Below are 17,637 nucleotides of genomic sequence, written 5' to 3'. Positions count from 1 at the left end.
TCAAGGCCACCTTACGGGCGTCAGACGCCCGTAAGGTGGCCTTGACGGCAGGTGGGTCAGCGCAGGCCGAGGACCCGCTGGGCGAAGTTGACCTCGATCGACGTCTGCTTGATCGTCTCCGCGATCACCAGCGAGCCGTGGCCCGCGTCGTAGCGGTAGAACTCGTGGTGCAGCTCGCGGCCGCCGAGCCGGTCGAGGTAGTTCTCGATCTGGCGGATCGGGCAGCGCGGGTCGTTGTCGCCGGCCAGCACGAGCACCGGCGCCGTCACGGCGTCGACGTACGTGAGCGGGGAGCACTCCGCGTACACCGCCGGCACGTCCTCCGGCGAACCGCCGAAGAGCGCGCGGTCGAACGAGCGCAGCTGCTCCATCTCGTCCTCGTACGCGGCGACGTAGTCCGCCACCGGCACCCCGGCGACGGCCGCCGCCCACCGCGTCGGCTGCGTGCCGATCGCCAGCAGCGACAGGTAACCGCCCCACGAAGCGCCGTTCACGACGCACTTGGCCGGGTCACTGAGTCCACTTTGGACGGCCCAGTCGTGTACCGAGGCGACGTCCTCCAGCTCGGTCAGGCCGGGCCGGCCCTCGATGGCGTCGCGCCAGGCCGAGCCGTAGCCGGTCGAGCCGCGGTAGTTGACCTCGACCACGGCGAACCCGGCGTCGAGCCAGGTCGCGCGGTAGGCGGAGAACCGGTCCTCGTCCGCGGCGTGCGGGCCGCCGTGCAGCGAGAACACCGTCGGCAGCGGTCCCTCCGGCGCACCCGAAGGCCGCGAAACCAGCGCGTGGATCCGCCCGCCGACGCCTTCGACGAACGCGTCGGTCACCGGCTCCGACCCCGGCGCGCGGTCACCCGGCGGCTCCAGCAGCACCGAGTCGGCGCCGTCGACCGTCCGCGCGCGGACCGCGGCCGGCTCGGCGGCGCTGGACCACGAGTACTCGACCGTCCCGTCCGGACGGACCCCGGCGCCGCCGATCCGGCCGGCCGGAGTGTCCACGGAGGACAGTTCGGCCGTGTCGAGGTCGTAGCGGTACAACGAGCTCCGGCCTTCGTGGAAGTGCACGACGAGCAGGGCGCGCGCGTCCGGGTACCAGCCCGCGACGACCTCGCCGGGCAGGTCCAGCTCGATCTCGGTCTCGGTGTCCTCCCGGACGTCCCAGACGAGCAGCTCCTCGCGGCCCCGGCGTTCGTGCAGCACCAGCAGGCGCTGGTCACCCGGCAGCGGGGAGAACTCGAGGGCCGTCAAGCCCTTGCCTTCGCCGTCCCACTTGTCGGCCACCGCGGCGAACCCGTCGGCGGCGAGCACCCGCAGGGCGGGGTGGCGCGAGTCGCCGTGCTCGGAGTGGGAGATCGCGATCAGGCTCTCGTCGCGGGACATCGACGCGATCCCGGCGTCGTCCGCATGGTTGTAGAAGCGGTGGGTCTCGCCGCCGATCCGGGCGAACAGCTCGCTGCCGTCGTCGGTCGAGACGCCGACCGCGATGATCCCGGCGCCGATCTCGAGGCCGGCCGGGTAGCCGTCGTGGACGTCCGGCACGGCCTTCTCGGGCTTGCTGCCCTCGGTCGCGGCGAAGGGCTCACGCACCCAGGAGCCGAACTCGTCGCCGTCGGTGTCGTCGAACCACCAGAGCCACTCGCCGTCCGGGGACGGCGTCGCGTGCAGGGTGCCGTTCGGCCGGTCGGTGACGCGGCGGTGCTCGCCGGTCGCGCGGTTCCAGGCGTAGACCTCCCAGACGCCGCTGGCGTTGGAGACGTAGACGTTGGCGTCGGGGGCGTCGCGGGCCCAATCGGGGCTGGAGATGCGGGGGGCGTGGAAGCGGGCGCGCCAGCGGGCTTCGGCTTCGGCGTCGTCGAACAGCCGGTCCGGGACCACCGCGGGCGGGAATTGCTTGGCTGACTGCGTGCTCACCCCTCGATCCTGCCACCTTCTGGCCGTACTGTGTGCGGGGTGCTGGAGGGTTACGCGCCGGGCTACGGGCGAGACGCGGTTTCGATGATGTCCGCGCGCACGGCTGCCGAGCGCGCGACGTTCGCCCAGCCGCTGTTCGGGCCGGGGATGTGGGTGGTCGACCTCGGCTGCGGCCCGGGCTCGATCACGCTCGGCCTCGCCGCGGAATCCAGGGTGACGGGCATCGACGTCGACGCCGGCCAGATCGCGATGGCCCGCGACGTCGCCCGCCGGGCCGGAAAGTCCACAGTGGACTTCCTGGTGGCGTCGGCCTACGACCTGCCCTTCGCCGACGCGAGCGTGGACGTGGCGTTCTCCCACGCGCTGTTCGAGCACCTGGCCGCGCCCTCGGACGCACTGGCGGAGCTGCGCCGGGTCTTGAAGCCGGGCGGCAGGCTGGCTTTGTCCACTTCGGACTGGAGCAAGGCCCGCCTGCGGCCGAAGACGGCGAACGTCGACGCGGCCCTTCGCGGCCATTACCTGCTTCGCCGCCAGGCGGGCGGCAACCCGTTCGCGGGCCGCGTGATCGCCGAACAGTGCGCGACGGCGGGGTTCACGGAGATCGTGTCGAGAGCCCGCTACCGCGCGGACATGAGCTACCGCGACCTGGCGAAGTATGTGGAAGCGCGGTTGGAAGCGGCGATCGCGGAGCCGGGGCGCGACCGGGACCAGCTGGCGAGCGCGGCGCGTTCGGCCTGGGTGTGGACCCGCGGCGGCGACGGCGATTTCAGCCAATGCTGGGTCGAGGTGACGGCGACCCGCTGAAACCAGAAGAGCCGGTGTCCGAAGACACCGGCTCTTACTCGTCGGGGTGGCGGGATTCGAACCCACGACCTCCTCGACCCGAACGAGGCACGCTACCAAGCTGCGCCACACCCCGAGGTACTGCTTAACGGGTCGTGGAGAAGTCTAGCGGACGGTGTCGCGGGCTTTTCGGGGGGCCAGCTTTCGGGGCTTCGCCGTCCCGGATCCGCGCGGGACCAGGGTCAACAGGCTCGCTTCCGGCGGGCACGCGAACCGCGCCGGCGCCCAGGGTGACGTGCCCAAGCCGGCCGAAACGTGCAGCCACATGTGCGCGCCCCAGCGCGAGGCGCCGCGGGCGCGGGTGCGATCCAGCTCACAGTTGGTGACCAAAGCGCCGTAACCCGGGAGCCGGAGCTGGCCGCCGTGGGTGTGGCCGGCCAGGACCAGGTCGTAACCGTCCGTGGCGAACGTGTCGAGCACCCGGGGCTCCGGCGAGTGCGTCACGCCGATCCGGACGGCCGCGCCGCTGTCGGCCGGGCCCGCGATGTCGGCGTAGCGGTCGCGGCGCAGGTGCGGGTCGTCGACGCCGGCCGCGAAGACCGCCTGCCCGCCGACGTCGATCGTGCGGCGGACGTGCGTCAGGTCGGTCCAGCCGTGCTCGACGAACGCCGCACGCAGGTCGCGCCACGGCAGCTGGACGCCGTGGATGCGCTTCTTCTTGCCGTGCGGCATCAGGTAGCGGGCCGGGTTCTTGGGTTTCGGCGCGTAGTAGTCGTTGCTGCCGAAGACGAACACGCCCGGGCGGTCGAGCAGCGGGCCCAGCGCGCGCAGCACGGACGGGACGGCCTGCCGGTGCGACAGGTTGTCGCCGGTGTTGACGACGAGGTCGGGCTCGAGCTCGTCGAGCGCGGCGACCCAGCGCTGCTTGCTGCGGTGGCTCGGCAGCATGTGCAGGTCCGAGACGTGCAGGATGGTGAACGGCCGCGACCCGGGCGCCAGCACCGGGAGCTGGGCGGTGCGCAGGGTCCAGTGGCGCCGTTCGATGCCGACGGCGTAACCGAGCGTCGCGGCGCCGAGCGCCAGCGTCCCCGCGGCGAGGCGTGCCGCTTTCGCCCCCGACGTGGATTTGTTACTGAGCGTGCTCACGGGGTCCAGGATACGTGCTCAACAGTTGGATGACTTCGCCGCCGTTACGGGGAACCTGCGCTTTAGCATTTGCGTCGGCCCGATGAAGGGTTTCCAACCGGGGGGTTGGGGAGAACGATGGAGCAGTTCGGGCCGTACCGGATCGAGGGCCTGCTGGGCCGCGGTGGCATGGGCGAGGTCCACCGCGCCTACGACACGGCGCACGACCGCGTCGTCGCGCTCAAGCTGTTGTCCGGGCCGAACGCGGGCGACGAGGCGTTCCGCGCGCGGTTCCGCCGCGAGTCGCAGATCGTCGCGCGGCTGCGTGAGCCGCACGTGATCCCGATCCACGCGTACGGCGAAATCGACGGGCAGCTGTACCTCGACATGCGGCTCGTCGAGGGCAAGGACCTCAAGGAGCTGCTCGAGGACGGGCCGCTGACGCCCGAGCGGACGGTGGGGATCGTCGAGCAGGTCGCGGGCGCGCTCGACGCCGCCCACGAAGACGGCCTGGTGCACCGCGACGTCAAGCCGTCCAACGTGCTCGTGACGAGCGCCGACTTCGTGTACCTCGTGGACTTCGGCATCGCGCGGTCGATGACCGCCGAAGGGACGTCGATCACCGGCACGGGCAACGTGATCGGCACGCTCGACTACATGGCGCCGGAGCGGTTCGGGGACGCGCCGATGACCGGGCTCGTCGACGTCTACGCGCTCGCGTGCGTGTTCTTCGAGTGCCTCACCGGGCACCGCCCGTTCCAGGCGGACGGTGCGGCCGCGCAGATGGGCGCGCACCTGAACGCGCGGCCGCCGGTGCTTTCGCAGGAGCGGCCGGGCTTGCCGGCGGCGCTGGACGCGGTGGTGGCGCGCGGGATGGCGAAGAACCCCGCCGACCGGTACCCGACGGCGGGAGCGTTCGCCGACGCCGTCCGGGCCGCGGTGTCCGCGCCGGCGCCGCCGATCCCGACGTGGCAGAAGACCTTGCCGGGCGCGGTGCCGCCGCCGACCCGGCCCGGACCGGTCCCCACCCACTCCGGGCCGGTGCCGGTGCAGCACGCCGTGTCCGCGCCGATGACCCCGCCACGCGCCATGCCGATGCCGACCGCGCCCTACGCGGGGCCGCCGACCGGGACCTACGCCGGTCCGCCGACCGGGACGTACGCGGGCCCGCCGACGGGGCCGCGCCCGTTCACCGGACCGTCGGGCAAGCTCGCCCCGGCCCCGGCCCCGGCCCCGGCCCCGGCCCCGGCCCCGGCCCCGGCCCCGGGCGGGCCGGCGAAGTCCCAGCGCAACCGGTGGATCGCGCTGTGCGCCGCGCTCGCCGGCGTCGTCGTGGTCGCGCTGGTGGTCACGTACCTGGTGACCAAGGACGACAAGACGCAGACCGGCGGCCCGGGCCCGCTGACGCCGGTGACCGTCGACCCGGCGACGTCGTCACCCGCGACGACGTCCCAGAAGACGACCACGCCGCCACCGTCCACTTCGGAACCCCAGACCCCGCACGACACGAAGCTGTACAACGCGCTTCCCGCGGCCTACAAGGGAAACGCCACGTGCGGCGACGCGGCGCCGGACGCGGGCGCGGTCGCGGCGGTGGAGTGCGTGGATTCGAACGTCGGCGACGCCCCGTCCGGCAACGTCGTCTTCAAGCAGCCGACCGGCGCGCGGTTCCTGCGCTTCGCCGACGCCGGGGCGATGGACGCGTTCTTCCAGAACATCGTGAAGACCCAGGGCCTGACCCGCAACGACGCCCAGGGCGCCTGCCGTCCGCTGACGTACCCGAAGATCTGGGGCACGTACCACCGCGCCGAGACGCGCCACCCGGTCGACGGCGAGTGGCTGACCTGCTACCTCGGCGACCCGGCGATGCTCGTGTGGACGGACAAGCAGAACCTGATGGCCGGCCTGCTGAAGTCGTCGAAGGTGACCAACGCGGACGAGCTCGACCAGCTCTACTACTGGTGGAACGAGCAGATCCTGTCCAGCATGCCCGGCGGCTGAACGGAGAAGGCCCCTCACGCCGGAGCGTGAGGGGCCTTCCGTCAGCGGGCGCCGCCGCCCATGTACTGCGGATCCGGTTGCGGTAGCTCCAGTCTCGGCTGGCTGGCGTCCATGATGTTCTTCATCGCGCCGAACCACGTGCGGGCCGGTGCCTTGCCGCCGAAGATGTTCCCGCTGCCGCAGACCCGGACGTTGCCCGGTCCCGCGTCGCAGATACCGCCTTGGCCGCCGCCGAACTTGAACGTCATCGCCGCGCCCGCCAGCTGGGGCGTGCCGCCGACGAACGTCGCCGAGACGTTGCCCTGCGTCGTGCCCGTCTTGCCGATGATCGGGCGGTCCCACTTCACCGCGGCCGCCGCGGCGGCCGACGTGCCGCCGGGCTGGTCGTCCTTGCTCATGCCGACGGCGAGCGTGTTCGCCAAGCCTTCGGGCACCGCCTGCTCGCACGGGGCTTCCTTGAACGGCACCGGCGCGCCGTTGCGGTCGGTCACCGCGGCGATCGGCGTCGGCGGGCACCAGACGCCGCCGGAGAGGATCGTCGCCGCGACGTTGCCCAGCTCCAGGCCGCTCAGCGGGGAGAAGCCGAGGGTGAACGCGCCGTAGCCCGGCCAGCTGCCCTTCGGGCCGTAGTACTCGGCCTGGCTCAGCCGCTTCTCGTCCTTCTCCGCCTTCGGGTCGACCGTGCCACCGCCGATGTTGCTCGCCATGGTGTCGCGCATGCCGAGCCGCTTGGCCATGTCGATGCCGGGCGCGGTGCTGCCGAGCTGGTCCTCGAGCTCGACGAACGCGGTGTTCGGCGAGGTCGCGAGCGCCGTCTGCAGGGTCGCGCCCTGGGCGATCCGGCTGTAGTCACCGGCGTTGCCCACGCAGTACCAGTTCGAGCGCAGGGGCGGCCCGGTCGGCGGGCAGGTCTTCGCGCCACCGGTGAACACGCGCGAGGTGTAGGAGTCGGGCACCAGCACCGGCGAATAGATGCCCGCCACGCCCTTCTCGAGCGCCGCGGCCGACGTGAAGATCTTGTACGTCGACCCCGCGCCACCGGTGTTGTAGACGCCGGTGGGCAGCGCGTACGTCGTCTGGCCGTCGTCCTGGTTCTGGCCGTAGTCGCGGTTCGCGGCCAGCGCGACCACCTCGTGCCGGTCCTTGCCCGGTCTGATCAGCGACAACGTGTTCGCGACGTACTTCTGGGTCTTGTTGACCTGTGCCTCGGCCGAGACCTTCGCCTCGTGGTTCGCGCGCTCGTCCAGCGTGCTCTTGATCGTGTAGCCGCCGGTGTAGAGCTGGTCCTTCGTCATCCCGGACTTGATCAGGTAGTCCTCGACGTACTGGCAGAAGAACCCGGACTCCGGGCCCGCGCCGATGCAGTTGGCCGCGGGCTTGGCCGGGAAGTCCGGCACGACGCCCAGCGGCTCGCCCTTGAAGCGGTCGGCGTCGGCCTTGGCCAGCTTCTTGTTCTCGACCATCCGGTCGAGGACGAGGTTGCGGCGCGCAGTGGCCTTGTCGGCGTGCTTCCACGGGTCGTTGTTGATCGGGTTGTTCACCAGGCCGGCCAGCAGGGCGGCCTGCGGCACGGTCAGCTTCTCCGGCGTGGTGTTGAAGTACGCGTGCGCGGCGGCGCCGATCCCGAAGATCTGCCGGGAGAACTCGACGATGTTCAGGTAGCCGGCCAGGATCTGCTGCTTGCTCAGCTTCGTCTCGAGCTGGATCGCGATCCGCGCTTCCTTCAGCTTGCGGGCGACCGACTGCTCCTGGGCCTTCTTCTGGCCGACCTGGTCGGTCCGGTAGACGACGTTGATCAGGTAGTTCTTGACGTACTGCTGGGTCAGCGTGGAGGCGCCCTGGGTGTCGGCGCCCGTGCTGTTGCTGACGGCCGCGCGCAGCGTGCCCTGCCAGTCGACGCCGTGGTGGTCGTAGAACCGCTTGTCCTCGACCGAGACCAGGGCCCACTTCATGGCCTCGTTGATCTGGTTCTCGTTGACCGGCAGCCGGTACTGGTCGTACAGGGTCGCGATCGGCTTGCCGGTGCTGTCGGTGACCGTCGTGACCAGCGGCGGAGGGATGTCGGCGAGGTCCGAGGACGTCTTCTCCACGGTCTCGCTGGCCTGGTTGGACATGACACCGGCCGCCCCCACGATGGGGAAGAGCATGCCGGCGACGAGTACCCCCGCGAGCAGACAGAGGCCGATGAGCTTGAACAAACCATCCGCTTTTCGCACGAGGGCCAGGCTACCCGGAGTGAGTCAGGCGCCGGTGACGCCGTGTCTCCGGAGGTGTGAAATCAGTGACAAAACCGACCCCCTTCGGTGACATCTGGTAACGGAAGGCATTCTAGGTCTCGACGGGGGGAACCGAGGGCCCCTACAGTCCGTCAACGTCTCACGAAGACAAGCCGTCGGATGGATCAACACGAGTGGGAGCTCGCTTGGTCCGAACGGCGGCACCGGCACCGGGGAGGTGCCCGGAACCGACGTGAGCAGAGGGAGACACGCTCGCGGGGGCAAGGAGCGCAGTGCCTTTCCCCGCTGGTGCGTCGATCACCAGGGTAGGGAGCTGGGGGTATGGAAACCAACCAGTCGAGCTGGCGAATGAACGCGTCCTGCCGGGACGCCGACCCGGACGGCTTGTTCGTCCGGGGCGCGGAGCAGAACCGGGCCAAGGCGGTCTGCATGGGCTGCCCGGTCCGGACGGAATGCCTCGCCGAAGCACTCGACGGCCGGATCAACTTCGGCGTATGGGGAGGCATGACCGAGCGGGAGCGGCGGGCGTTGCTGCGCCGCCGCCCCGACGTGGTCAGCTGGGCCGACCTGCTGGAAGCGGCGAAGAGGGACGCATTGGAACGGGTAGAGGTCGGCTGAGCGGACGCGGGCGGCGCGGCCCTGCCGGCGCGCCGCCCGTGCCGTTCAGCCGGCGAGCTTCACGCCGATGTCGCGCAGGCCCTCGAGGTCGTGCACGTCACCGGCCAGCGCGGGCACCCGGGCCAACGCCACCTCGGGGTGCGCCCGGGTGAACCGCGCCAGCAGCCGCTCCTCGCGCGCCGCCAGGTCGACGCGGTCCGCGTGCAGCCGCAGCACCGCTTCGGCCAAGGGCGCGCCCTGCAGGGAATCCGCCGCCGTGCGCGCTTCCGAGCCGGACAGGGATGCCAGTACCGGGTGCGTCCGGTTCGCGATCAGCCCGGCCAGCGGCATCGACTCCGACGACAGCCGCTCCACGAAGTAGGACGCCTCGCGCAGCGCGTCCGGCTCCGGCGCGGCCACCACCAGGAACGACGTCCCCGACGAGCGCAGCAGCTCGGCCGTCTTGCGGGCGCGCTCGCGGAAGCCGCCGAACATGCTGTCGAACGCCTGCATGAACGCCGACGCGTCGGTCAGCAGCTGGCCGCCGATGATCGTCGACACGGCCTTCGCGAACATCGAGAACCCCGCGTTGACGACCTTGCGCAGGCCCCAGCCGCCGGCCTTCGCCGGGCCCGTCAGCAGCCGGATCATCCGGCCGTCCAAAGCGGACGACAGCCGCGTCGGCGCGTCGAGGAAGTCCAGCGCGGACCGGCTCGGCGGGGTGTCGACGATGATCAGGTCCCAGTCGCCGCTGGCCGCGAGCTGGCCCAGCTTCTCCATCGCCATGTACTCCTGCGTGCCGGAGAACGACGTGGAAATGGTCTGGTAGAAGGGGTTCTGCAGCAGCTGCTCGGCGCGTTCCGGGCCGGCGTGCACGCGCACCATGTCGTCGAACGTGCGGCGCATGTCGAGCATCATCGCCCACAGCTCGCCCTTGGGCTCGAACCCTTCGACCTTCACCTGCTTCGGGTGGTTGCCCAGCTCGCGCAGGCCGAGCGCCTGCGCCAGGCGCCGCGCGGGGTCGATCGTCAGCACGACGGTCTGGCGGCCGCGCTCGGCCGCGCGCAGGGCCAGCGCCGCGGCCGTGGTCGTCTTGCCGACGCCGCCGGAGCCGCAGCAGACGATCACGCGGCTCTCCGGCGCGTCGAGCAATGAGTCGATGTCGATGGTGGTCACAACCGCACCCCTTGGTCGGTCAGGGCCTCGGCCAGGTCGTAGAGGGCCGCGACGTCGACGCCGTCGGTGAGGTCCGGCAGCTCGAGCGTCGGCAGGTCCGCCTCGGCGAGCTGCTCGCGCGCCCGCTGCTCGGCCGCGACCCGCACGGCGTGCTCGACGGTTTCCTCGACCAGCGCCTCCAGGGTGGCGTCCGGCAGCTTCAGCCCGGCCGACGCGAGGCCGCTGCGGACGCGCGAAGCGTCGACGCGCCCGTCCGCGGCCGCGGTCACCGACCGGGCGGGCAGCCGCGGCGGCCGGACCCGGTTGACCAGCACCGCGCCGGGGCGCAGGTCGGCGCCGTCCAGCTCGGCGACGGCCTCGACGGTCTCGCGGACCGGCATCTCCTCCAGCAGCGTGGCCAGGTGGATCACGGTCTCGCCGGAGTGCAGCAGCCGCACGACCCCCTCGGCCTGGCCGCGGATCGGGCCGGTCTTCGCGAGGTCGGTCAGGGCCTTGGTGACGTCGAGGAACTTGACGACCCGGCCGGTCGGCGGCGAGTCGACGACGACGGCGTCGTAGGTGTGCCGCCCGTCGGACTCGGTGCGCCCGACGCACTCCTTGATCTTCCCGGTGAGCAGGACGTCCCGCAGGCCCGGCGCGAGGGTGGTCGCGAACTCGATCGCGCCCATCCGCCGCAGCGTCCGGCCGGCGAAGCCGAGGTTGTAGAACATCTCGAAGTACTCGAGCAGCGCGGCTTCGACGTCGATGTGCAGCGCGCGCAGCTCGCCCCCGCCGGGGACGGCGGCGATGCGCTGCTCGGCGTAGGGCAGCGGCTCGGTGTCGAAGAGCTGGGCGATGCCCTGCCGGCCCTCGACCTCGATCAGCAGCACGCGCCGGCCTTCGCGGGCGAGCGCGAGCCCGAGCGCCGCGGCAAGCGTCGTCTTGCCGGTCCCGCCCTTGCCGGTGACGAAGTGCAGCCGGGCGCGGGCAAGCTCGTCGGTCCAGCCGGCATGGGGAGTGGTCACTTCTTCACCCTAAATCAGTGCTCAGCTGGCCAGCAGCATGACGCTGGCCGCAGCGGCGACCGCCGCGACGAGCACCCAGGCGACGAGCCCGGGCAGCACGGTGAGGATGAGCACACCGAGGACCACCAGCAGCGTGAACGTGATCACTCCGCCGAGGGCGACCTGGCCGGAGCTCTGCGTCGCGTCGCGCACCTTGGCCATGACGACGAGCACCAGGGGCAGCCCGGCCACCGCGAGCAGGGCCGTCGCGATCACGCGCCACGTTTCCACGGGGCAACGCTAGCGGGGAGCCGGGCGCTTCGGGGCGGCGTGAGATGGACCACACCACGGCGCGTCGCGCGCGGATTTCCGGCGGCGGCCCCCGGCCGTCTTGCCCGCTTGGCTACGCTCCCGGTTCATGAGCGCCACCAAGTGGGAGTACTCGACGGTCCCTCTGCTGATCCACGCCACGAAGCAGATCCTCGACCAGTGGGGCGAGGACGGCTGGGAGCTGGTCACCGTCCTGCCGAACCCGACGGGCGAGCAGCACGTCGCGTACCTCAAGCGTCCGAAGGGCTGATCCGCGTGAGCTGGAGCGAACGGCTGAAGGAGCTCGGCATCGAGCTGCCCGGCGTGGCCGCCCCGCTGGCCGCGTACGTGCCGGCCGTGCAGAGCGGCAAGCACGTCTACACCTCCGGCCAGCTGCCCTTCGTCGACGGCGTGCTGGCCGCGACCGGCAAGGTCGGTGCGGAGATCAGCCCCGAAGAGGCAAAGGGCCACGCGCGCACGTCGGCGCTCAACGCGCTCGCGGCGGTGCACGCGCTGGTCGGCATTGACAACGTCGCGCGGATCGTCAAGGTTGTCGGCTTCGTGGCTTCCGCGGAGGGCTTCACCGGTCAGCCCGCGGTCGTCAACGGCGCTTCCGAACTGCTCGGCGAGGTCTTCGGCGACGCGGGTGTCCACGCCCGCTCGGCCGTCGGCGTCGCGGAGCTGCCGATCGGGTCGCCGGTGGAGGTCGAACTGATCGTGGAGGTGCAGTGATGGATCCGGACATCGAGCAGTCCACTCACGAGCTGCTGCTCCGGCTGGCCGGGCGGCTGCCCGACCAGCTGCTGTGGCGGTTCCGCGACTGGCTCGGCGAGGGCGCCATGGGCACGCTCGCCCGGACCCTGCCGAGGTCTTTGCTTAAGCACAGGATTGACCTCGACCAGACGGAGTACCGGCTGCTCGTGGCCGGGCTCATCCCGCACGGCGCCGACTGGCACCAGGTCAGTTCGACGCTGGGGGTAGACGACGTCACCGAGAACCGGTACACATTCACGTCGAGTGCGCCCGAATGGGTTAACTCGGTCGACTCCGTGTCCGTGTTGATCCACGCAACGTTGCGGGGACGCCCGGACGTGGGGGAAGTGCGGCAGAGCTGGCGACACGTCGGTGTGGTCGGGCAGGGCACCGCGAAGCGCGTCCTGCTGATCACCGCGCTGAACGGTCTGCCGAGGTTGACCGGCGAACTGCAGCGGGTGCTGCGCGTTCTGGGCGACGAAGAGCCCAGCGTCGAAGTCATCCCGCCGCGCTTCGACCTGCCGGGATACCACCGGGCCGCGCTGGCCGACTCAGAGCTGGTCTGCGTGGGCGCGGTGACGGGGAACCGGCTAGTAGCCGCATAACGCTCGCCCGCCAGCGAGCTGGGAGGGAGCAAGGCAATGGTGGAGGTCCACGACGGCCCGCCCATGGACGGGTTCTCGGTGCCCCTGCGCCTGCACAACCTGTTACTGGCCCTGGCGGGCCGGATCGACGACAGCGCGCTCACCGAAGCGCGCGAGCTGATCGCCCGGGCGCACATCGACGAGGCGGTCGAGCTGACCACCGGCACGCTCATCGCGGGCCGGATCCCGGTCAGCTCCGCCGAGCAGCGGGAGCTGGCGCTGGTGCTCGAGATGAGCCGGTCGGACGCGACGCTGGCGAACGACCTGCTGGTCGACGAGGCCGAGCAGGTCAGCACGCACCGGTTCAGCGGCGAGAACTCCCCGGAGTTCGGCATCGCCGAGGCGCTCGACCGGACCCTGCAGGTCCTGCCGGACGTCCGCTCGGTGCACGCGGTGTGGCGCAACACGCCGGCCGGCAGCGTGCCGGGCGCGCTGCCGCAGCGCGTGGTGCTCGTCGAACTGGGGCCGGAGGGCAACCCGCCGGCCGTCGCGTTCCGCGTCGACACGGCGCTGCGCCGGGCCGGGATCCACTCCGTCGTCGAGGTCAGCGGCCCCGGCGTCGCGCACTCCGAGTACCACCAGGCCGCTTCGGCGGCCGCGTCGCCGGCCTGGGTGACCGGGAGCACGACGTCGACCGCGTCGGTGTACCGGCCCGAGCCGGTCAAGGCGCCGGCCGCGGTGGCGCCGGAACCGGTCGCGGAGTCCTCGGGCAGCCGGCACAGCATGCGGTCGAGCACCGCCACGACGACCCCGCCGGAGCCGGTCGCCCCGGTGGTGCCGATCGTGTCGCCGCCGCCGCCGCCCGCACCGGAACCGCCGCGCCAGTCGCGGTCGGAGCGGTCCTCCGAGCGGTCCGAGACACGGGCGGAGCGCACCGCCGACCTGACGCCGGCCGAGGTCGCGCAGCTGCGGCAGGCGCTGGCCGAGGACCCGGAGAAGGGTCGCGAGATCGCCGCGGGCAAGCCGTCGATGCACGAGGTCGTCGAGCTGCCGGCGCTGGACCTGGACGACCCGAGCCTGAGCGAACGTGACCGGGCGCTGCTGCGTGAGCTGCACGCGGAGCTGGCCGAGCGCGAGCGCGCCGAGGCGGCGAAGATGCGGCTCAACGGCGCTTCCCGCTCCGGCGGCGACCAGCGCGGCTGGACCGCCCCCTAGGTTCGTCTTCGGCAAAGGCGGAGCTTTCACGTGAAAGCTCCGCCTTTGCCGTGTCCGGCATGCCACAACTGCGCGACGGAACGTCGGGGTCCGGAGGTATGTTGCCCGGGTGGAGCAGCCCAAGGAGTTCGTCTTCGACATCCCCGTCGGCGCCGGGATAGCCACCCGCGCCAACGCCGACGGGCCGCCCGCCGTCCCCAAGGACGCGGCCACCGTGATCCTGGTCCGGGACGGTGCCGACGGCGTCGAGATCTTCCTGCAGCACCGGGTCAAGGGCATGCCGTTCGCGGGCGGGATGACCGTCTTCCCGGGCGGCGGGGTCGACCGGCGCGACGCCGACGCGTCGGTGGCGTGGGCCGGCCCGGAGCCGTCGTGGTGGGCAGCGCGGTTCGGCTGTGACGATGCCCTCGCCCGGGCGCTGACCTGCGCGGCGGTGCGCGAGACGTTCGAAGAGTCCGGTGTGCTGCTCGCGGGCAGCGCGGACGCGGTGCTCACCGACGTCACTGCGTACGCCGCCGCCCGCCAGGCCCTGGAGACGCGCGAAGTCTCGCTCGCCGGGTTCCTCGCCGACGCCGGGCTGACGCTGCGGGCCGACCTGCTGCGGCCGTGGGCGCACTGGATCACGCCCGAGCAGGAGCCGCGCCGCTACGACACCCGGTTCTACGTCGCGAAGCTGCCCGAAGGCCAGGAGGCGGACGGCGCGACGTCGGAGGCGTCGAGCTCCGGCTGGCAACGTCCCGAGGACGCCATCGCCGACGCGCGGGAAGGCCGCCGGATGCTGATGCCGCCGACCTGGCTGACGTTGAGCGAGCTGGCCGAGTTCGCCACCGCCGACGACGTCCTGAACGCGGAGCGCGAGATCGTCCGGATCGCCCCGACGCTGATCCGTGAGAACGACCACGTCCGCGTCGTACTGGAGAAGCGATGAGCGCCCCCGCGTACGGCGTGCTGCGGCGGGTGTCCGAGACGGCTTCGGTGCTGCTGGAGAACAACCCGTCGTCGATGACGCTCGAAGGCACCAACAGCTGGGTGCTGCGGGCGACGCCGTCGGCCCCGGCGGTCGTCGTCGACCCGGGCTACCGCGATCTCGAGCACCTCGAGTTGCTGGCCGGAGTCGGCGAGGTCGAGCTGATCCTGCTGACGCACTTCCACCCCGACCACGCCGAGGGCGCGCCGTGGTTCGCCGAGCGCGCCGGCGCGCCGGTGCGGGCCTTTGACCCCTCGCTGTGCGTGAACGCGTCGTCCTTTGTGGACGGTGAGGTCATCTCGGCCGGTGGGCTCTCGATCCGCGTGCTGCACACGCCGGGGCACACCGACGACTCGGTGTCGCTGGTGCTCGACGGCCAGGTGCTGACCGGCGACACCATCCTCGGGCGCGGCACCACGGTGCTGCACGACCTCGGTGACTACCTGCGTTCGCTGCGGAAGCTGATCGAGCTCCCGGCGGGCACGCTCGGGCTGCCGGGGCACGGTCCAGAGCTCCCCGATCTGCCCGCGACCGCCCGTGAGTACCTTGCCCATCGGGAACAGCGGCTCGACCAGGTGCGTTCGGCTCTGAAGACGCTCGGTGCGGACGCCACCCCGCGCCAGGTCGTCGAGGTCGTGTACGCCGATGTCGACCGGGCGCTGTGGGCGCCGGCCGAGCTGAGCGTGCAGGCGCAACTGGACTACTTGCGGTCGGAGGAACAGGGATGAGCAACGTCGAGGTCGAGTTCTACTGGCGGCCGGGGTGCGGGTTCTGCGCCGCACTGCACCGCCCGCTGTCGAAGAGCGGCTTCAACGTCCGCGAAATCAACATCTGGGAGGACCCGTCCGCGGCCGCGCGCGTGCGCGAGGTCGCGAACGGGAACGAGACGGTCCCGACCGTGATCGTCGGGTCGACCGCGATGGTCAACCCCTCCTTCGCCGAGGTCGAAGCCGCGGTCAAGGCCGCATCGGCCTGATCGCTTCCCACGTCGGACTGGGCCGCTTTCCGTGCAGGAAGGCGGCCCAGACTTCGCGAAGACCGGATTCGGTTTCGAGGCCCTTCGGCGCGCCTTCCAGCATCGGCGCGTCCCAGACGTCGTGGGTGCCGAAGAGGAACGGGAGGTCGATGCAGTGGCACGCCCTGAACGGGTTTCCCGTTACTTCCCAATCGAAGCGGTAGACGGAGGCGTCGAGCTTCTCGGCCAGCTTGTCGCTGACGAAGAAGCCGCTCGCGGCGTCGATTGTTTCTTGGGGTGCGTCGGGGGCGAAGGCGCGTAGCTCGTCTTTCGTCCAGCTGATGAGCGCCGGCCCTTCGGGTGCCGCTTCGACGAGGTCCTTCGCGACGAGGTCGTCGTCGGCGACCAGCTGGAACGGCGGTTCGACGGAGCCGGGCTTCGCGGTCTTGGCCGCCACCCTGAGCTGGGCTTCGAGGAGTTGCTTCGTCGGTGCCGTGCGGATGTCTTCGCCGAGTTCTTGTTGCAGCAGAAGCGCGTTCTGGTTCGCTTCGTCCCATGTGGATGGTCGCATGCCGAGGGGTGCGCTCTGCAGGGCGATCCGCTTGACGAGGTCCCGGGCGCGCGGCGCCGACCACAGGGCGAGTGTCGACTGCGCGCCGGCCGACTGCCCGCCGAGGGTGACGTCGGCGGGATTCCCGCCGAATGCGGCGATGTTGTCGCGGACCCATTCGAGGGCGGCGAGCTGGTCGGCGATCCCGAGGTTGGGCGGGACCCCCGGTGCGCTCAGGAAGCCGAGGGCGCCGAGGCGGTAGTTGAGCGTCACGACGACGGCGTCGGCTTCGTTGGCCAGGCGCGTGCCGGTGTACCAGACCTGGCCGCCGGAACCGCTGGAGAACCCGCCGCCGTGGATCCACACCAGCACCGGGCGGCTCCCGGTGATCGACGGCGTGAAGACGTTGAGCGACAGGCAGTCCTCGCTCTGCGGCAGGGGCATCGGCCCGAGGGCGTGCTCCAGCCGTGACGGCGGTTGCGGAGCCGCGGGGCCGGGTTCCAGCGCGTCCCGGACGCCGGTCCACGGCTTCGGCTTTACCGGGCTTTCCAGTCGTTTCGCTGTGGCGTAAGGGATTCCGTAGAAGGTGCCTTCGGTGCCGCGGACCCGGCCGGTGGTGGTTTCGACGATCATCGTGCCTCCTCGAAGGACAGTGCGGCGCCTCCGGCGTCTTCGGCGCGGACGAAGAAGCCGGTCCGGTGGGTCGTCGTCGGGACATGCTCCTCGACCAGCTTTCGCGCTTTCGCCAGATCGGCAACCACGACGCCGTGGGCCGCGAAGTACGGCAGCGCTTTCAGGGCCTCGCCCGGCAGGACTTCGTCGAGGTCGCTGACGCCGACGATGTCGACGAGCTGCCGGCCCTTGGTGATCACGTCGTACCGCTGCTGGTAGGCCTCGATTTCGTCGTCGGGGACGACCAGGACGATCCCGGCGACGCCGCGGGCACCGTTGGGGTGGTCGAGGTAGCGCGGCTGGTGGACGTACTCCGGGGTGAGGTGCTCGGCGGTGTGGAGGATGCCCTCGGGCGTCCGGTCCCGTCGGATGTGGACGCTGCGGAAGCGCGCGGTGCGGGTGCCTTCGGGCAGCTCGACGTCACGTTGCAGCTTCAGCACGCCCGACGTCGAGAGACCGGCTTCGCCGAGCCTTTTCGACGCTTCTTCGGAGTCGTCGACGCCGAAGGAACAGCCGTGGAGGCCGTCGCCGCGGGCGTCCAGGATCGGCAGCACCCGCCAGGGGTCGCCGGCGGCTTCGTCGACGATGCCGATGAACTCGAGGAAGGAGTCGCCGAAGTAGGCGCAGCGGTTGGCGGTGCAGCTCGGGACGGGTTCGGTGTGGTCGCTGGCGGCTGCGAAGTGCCGCGAAGGCGGGCTGAGCGTGAAACCGAGCTGTTCGTAGCGCTGCCAGGTTTCGTCGTAGCTCCTGGTCAGGAAGACGGTGTGGTCGATGTTCATGCCTTCAGGGTGGATCTCGTCCTCGTTTTCCTCCGCCCGCGCGC

General features: G+C 71.4%; 18 protein-coding genes and 1 tRNA gene. 10 read left to right on the top strand and 9 right to left on the bottom strand.

The features are described from left to right. Nucleotides 1-56: 56 nt before the first annotated feature. Nucleotides 57-1,907 carry a prolyl oligopeptidase family serine peptidase gene (locus QQ657_RS27600; protein ID WP_284745160.1) on the bottom strand — a complete coding sequence of 617 codons (1,851 nt, stop codon included), beginning with the start codon at nucleotides 1,905-1,907 and terminating at the stop codon, nucleotides 57-59. A gap of 39 nt (nucleotides 1,908-1,946) precedes the next feature. On the opposite strand from QQ657_RS27600, the gene QQ657_RS27595 reads away from it, so the two are divergent. Then, entirely contained in the window at nucleotides 1,947-2,711 is a 765-nt protein-coding gene (locus QQ657_RS27595; protein ID WP_284745159.1) for a class I SAM-dependent methyltransferase, read from the top strand. A gap of 41 nt (nucleotides 2,712-2,752) precedes the next feature. On the opposite strand, the gene QQ657_RS27590 is transcribed toward QQ657_RS27595, so the two are convergent. Together QQ657_RS27590 and QQ657_RS27585 are read right to left on the bottom strand one after the other, a co-directional pair. Further along, nucleotides 2,753-2,826, bottom strand: a tRNA-Pro gene (locus QQ657_RS27590). 29 nt (nucleotides 2,827-2,855) lie between these two features. Continuing rightward, nucleotides 2,856-3,836, bottom strand: coding sequence for a metallophosphoesterase (locus QQ657_RS27585; protein ID WP_284745158.1), 981 nt, complete (start codon nucleotides 3,834-3,836; stop codon nucleotides 2,856-2,858). A 117-nt stretch (nucleotides 3,837-3,953) separates the two neighbouring features. Here QQ657_RS27585 and QQ657_RS27580 point away from each other — a divergent pair, with 117 nt between their 5' ends. Next, entirely contained in the window at nucleotides 3,954-5,816 is a 1,863-nt protein-coding gene (locus QQ657_RS27580; protein WP_284745157.1) for a serine/threonine-protein kinase, read from the top strand. A gap of 41 nt (nucleotides 5,817-5,857) precedes the next feature. Here QQ657_RS27580 and QQ657_RS27575 read toward each other — a convergent pair whose 3' ends face one another. Further along, nucleotides 5,858-8,032: a transglycosylase domain-containing protein gene (locus QQ657_RS27575; protein WP_284745156.1), complete on the bottom strand. Its 2,175-nt coding sequence runs from the start codon at nucleotides 8,030-8,032 to the stop codon at nucleotides 5,858-5,860. Between the two features lie 342 nt (nucleotides 8,033-8,374). Here QQ657_RS27575 and QQ657_RS27570 point away from each other — a divergent pair, with 342 nt between their 5' ends. After that, on the top strand, nucleotides 8,375-8,671 hold the full coding sequence (locus tag QQ657_RS27570; RefSeq protein ID WP_284745155.1) for a WhiB family transcriptional regulator: 297 nt from the start codon (nucleotides 8,375-8,377) through the stop codon (nucleotides 8,669-8,671). A gap of 45 nt (nucleotides 8,672-8,716) precedes the next feature. Here the strand turns inward: QQ657_RS27570 and bagB are convergent, their stop codons facing one another. Genes bagB through QQ657_RS27555 form a run of 3 tightly spaced genes read right to left on the bottom strand, consistent with a single transcriptional unit; the run spans nucleotide 8,717 to nucleotide 11,100 of the window. Continuing rightward, on the bottom strand, nucleotides 8,717-9,826 hold the full coding sequence (gene bagB / locus QQ657_RS27565; protein ID WP_284745154.1) for an ATPase BagB: 1,110 nt from the start codon (nucleotides 9,824-9,826) through the stop codon (nucleotides 8,717-8,719). Further along, entirely contained in the window at nucleotides 9,823-10,830 is a 1,008-nt protein-coding gene (gene bagA, locus QQ657_RS27560; RefSeq protein ID WP_284745153.1) for an ATPase BagA, read from the bottom strand. Before bagA ends, bagB begins: the two co-directional genes overlap by 4 nt. A gap of 21 nt (nucleotides 10,831-10,851) precedes the next feature. Further along, nucleotides 10,852-11,100 carry a hypothetical protein gene (locus tag QQ657_RS27555; RefSeq protein ID WP_284745152.1) on the bottom strand — a complete coding sequence of 83 codons (249 nt, stop codon included), beginning with the start codon at nucleotides 11,098-11,100 and terminating at the stop codon, nucleotides 10,852-10,854. Between the two features lie 127 nt (nucleotides 11,101-11,227). Here QQ657_RS27555 and sp36 point away from each other — a divergent pair, with 127 nt between their 5' ends. From sp36 to QQ657_RS27520, 7 genes are all read left to right on the top strand, one after another. Continuing rightward, nucleotides 11,228-11,389 carry a Sp36 family protein gene (gene sp36, locus QQ657_RS27550; protein WP_020642049.1) on the top strand — a complete coding sequence of 54 codons (162 nt, stop codon included), beginning with the start codon at nucleotides 11,228-11,230 and terminating at the stop codon, nucleotides 11,387-11,389. A gap of 5 nt (nucleotides 11,390-11,394) precedes the next feature. Further along, complete coding sequence (locus QQ657_RS27545) at nucleotides 11,395-11,850, top strand: RidA family protein (RefSeq protein ID WP_284745151.1); 456 nt, start codon at nucleotides 11,395-11,397, stop codon at nucleotides 11,848-11,850. Beyond that, nucleotides 11,850-12,476, top strand: coding sequence for a hypothetical protein (locus tag QQ657_RS27540; protein ID WP_284745150.1), 627 nt, complete (start codon nucleotides 11,850-11,852; stop codon nucleotides 12,474-12,476). The genes QQ657_RS27545 and QQ657_RS27540 overlap by 1 nt, the downstream gene beginning before the upstream one ends. A gap of 36 nt (nucleotides 12,477-12,512) precedes the next feature. After that, a complete protein-coding gene (locus tag QQ657_RS27535; protein ID WP_284745149.1) occupies nucleotides 12,513-13,670 on the top strand; it encodes a hypothetical protein in 1,158 nt (385 codons plus the stop codon). A gap of 109 nt (nucleotides 13,671-13,779) precedes the next feature. Beyond that, nucleotides 13,780-14,598: an NUDIX hydrolase gene (locus QQ657_RS27530; protein WP_284745148.1), complete on the top strand. Its 819-nt coding sequence runs from the start codon at nucleotides 13,780-13,782 to the stop codon at nucleotides 14,596-14,598. Continuing rightward, on the top strand, nucleotides 14,595-15,365 hold the full coding sequence (locus QQ657_RS27525; protein ID WP_284745147.1) for an MBL fold metallo-hydrolase: 771 nt from the start codon (nucleotides 14,595-14,597) through the stop codon (nucleotides 15,363-15,365). Before QQ657_RS27530 ends, QQ657_RS27525 begins: the two co-directional genes overlap by 4 nt. Continuing rightward, a complete protein-coding gene (locus tag QQ657_RS27520; protein ID WP_284745146.1) occupies nucleotides 15,362-15,613 on the top strand; it encodes a glutaredoxin family protein in 252 nt (83 codons plus the stop codon). Before QQ657_RS27525 ends, QQ657_RS27520 begins: the two co-directional genes overlap by 4 nt. Here the strand turns inward: QQ657_RS27520 and QQ657_RS27515 are convergent. Then, complete coding sequence (locus tag QQ657_RS27515; protein WP_284745145.1) at nucleotides 15,594-16,775, bottom strand: carboxylesterase family protein; 1,182 nt, start codon at nucleotides 16,773-16,775, stop codon at nucleotides 15,594-15,596. The two genes, QQ657_RS27520 and QQ657_RS27515, sit on opposite strands and share 20 nt — an antisense overlap. Next, nucleotides 16,772-17,593, bottom strand: coding sequence for a VOC family protein (locus QQ657_RS27510; protein ID WP_284745144.1), 822 nt, complete (start codon nucleotides 17,591-17,593; stop codon nucleotides 16,772-16,774). The genes QQ657_RS27515 and QQ657_RS27510 overlap by 4 nt, the downstream gene beginning before the upstream one ends. Nucleotides 17,594-17,637 lie beyond the last annotated feature (44 nt).

Source organism: Amycolatopsis ponsaeliensis (assembly GCF_030182635.1).
GTDB lineage: Bacteria > Actinomycetota > Actinomycetes > Mycobacteriales > Pseudonocardiaceae > Amycolatopsis > Amycolatopsis ponsaeliensis.
This window is presented reverse-complemented; position numbering and strand designations above follow the sequence as displayed.

Excerpts from the sequence above, each read along its gene's own strand:
- QQ657_RS27535 (WP_284745149.1), top strand. The coding sequence starts at position 12,513 with ATGGTGGAGGTCCACGACGGCCCGCCCATGGACGGGTTCTCGGTGCCC.
- QQ657_RS27570 (WP_284745155.1), top strand. The coding sequence starts at position 8,375 with ATGGAAACCAACCAGTCGAGCTGGCGAATGAACGCGTCCTGCCGGGAC.
- QQ657_RS27540 (WP_284745150.1), top strand. The coding sequence starts at position 11,850 with ATGGATCCGGACATCGAGCAGTCCACTCACGAGCTGCTGCTCCGGCTG.
- sp36 (WP_020642049.1), top strand. The coding sequence starts at position 11,228 with ATGAGCGCCACCAAGTGGGAGTACTCGACGGTCCCTCTGCTGATCCAC.
- QQ657_RS27510 (WP_284745144.1), bottom strand. The coding sequence starts at position 17,593 with ATGAACATCGACCACACCGTCTTCCTGACCAGGAGCTACGACGAAACC.
- QQ657_RS27580 (WP_284745157.1), top strand. The coding sequence starts at position 3,954 with ATGGAGCAGTTCGGGCCGTACCGGATCGAGGGCCTGCTGGGCCGCGGT.
- QQ657_RS27520 (WP_284745146.1), top strand. The coding sequence starts at position 15,362 with ATGAGCAACGTCGAGGTCGAGTTCTACTGGCGGCCGGGGTGCGGGTTC.
- QQ657_RS27525 (WP_284745147.1), top strand. The coding sequence starts at position 14,595 with ATGAGCGCCCCCGCGTACGGCGTGCTGCGGCGGGTGTCCGAGACGGCT.
- QQ657_RS27515 (WP_284745145.1), bottom strand. The coding sequence starts at position 16,775 with ATGATCGTCGAAACCACCACCGGCCGGGTCCGCGGCACCGAAGGCACC.